Annotated in this window: 3 protein-coding genes; all 3 read right to left on the reverse strand. The window is 65.0% G+C overall.

Features of this window, described 5'->3' with window-relative positions; genetic code table 11:
* Positions 1-131: 131 nt before the first annotated feature.
* A complete protein-coding gene (locus tag HW554_RS20270) occupies positions 132-299 on the reverse strand; it encodes a hypothetical protein (RefSeq protein ID WP_176910345.1) in 168 nt (55 codons plus the stop codon).
* Positions 296-553, reverse strand: a complete 258-nt coding sequence (locus HW554_RS20275; protein WP_176910346.1) for a hypothetical protein — start codon at positions 551-553, stop codon at positions 296-298. The genes HW554_RS20270 and HW554_RS20275 overlap by 4 nt, the downstream gene beginning before the upstream one ends.
* 3 nt (positions 554-556) lie before the next feature.
* On the reverse strand, positions 557-779 hold a 223-nt coding region (locus HW554_RS20280), incomplete at its 5' end, for a hypothetical protein (protein WP_176910347.1).

The raw sequence follows: 779 nt of genomic DNA on the forward strand, positions 1-779 counted from the left end.
GGAAGTTCTTGGCGAGCACCTTCTGACAGAAGGGGTCTATTTCACATTGAAAGGAGTTGGTCCATCCCATCCATTCGGCGGCAAGGTCAAAGCCTCCGATACCGGTAAAAACGCTGGCGTGTACCATAGTCCTAGCGGGTTTGGTGGCGAAGGAGGGCAACGAGCTGCGAGAGCGGCCCCCGGTAGCCGGCCCCGGCTGGCACTTTGACCGGGGCCGGGGCGTGTTGCCGCCGGATGGCTTCGATGTTGGCCCCGAGGGCAGCGGCCAGCGGCGTGGTGGGGTTGAGGATCGTTTTCATAGCTGCGGGATTCCACTGTAGTAGGCGTTCAGCTGGTCGAGCAGGGCGTCATAGAGCCCCTGCCGCAACTCAGCTTCCGTGAAGGCTCCGAGCAGCGGCAGCAGGCTCAGGTAGGCCGTGCCCCGAAAGCAGCCGGCCTCGTAGACCCAGCCGTTGCGGGTGGTGAAGTTGGCCCCGATGTCGAGGCAGTGCAGGCCGGCGGCGTCGAGTAGCGGCTGCAGCTCGGCCACCAGGGCGGGGATGAAGTCAGGCATAGCTTAGGCGGCGAAAGAGGTGAGGGCGAAAAACGCATCAGCCGGCTTGACGCAGGCAAGGGCGCGGGCCGTGCGCAGCTTGGCAATGCCGTAGTGGGCACTCAGCAGCAGGGCCAAGAGCCCATCGGGCGTGTAGGTGCCGTGCATCTTGCGCAGCGTGGCGGCCTGTTTGGCGGCGCTAATCAGCCCGTTGCTTTGGGCGCTGGCCAGCTCGGCCTGCAGTAGG

Origin of the sequence: Hymenobacter lapidiphilus, from assembly GCF_013377885.1 — a bacterium.
Taxonomy (GTDB): domain Bacteria; phylum Bacteroidota; class Bacteroidia; order Cytophagales; family Hymenobacteraceae; genus Hymenobacter; species Hymenobacter lapidiphilus.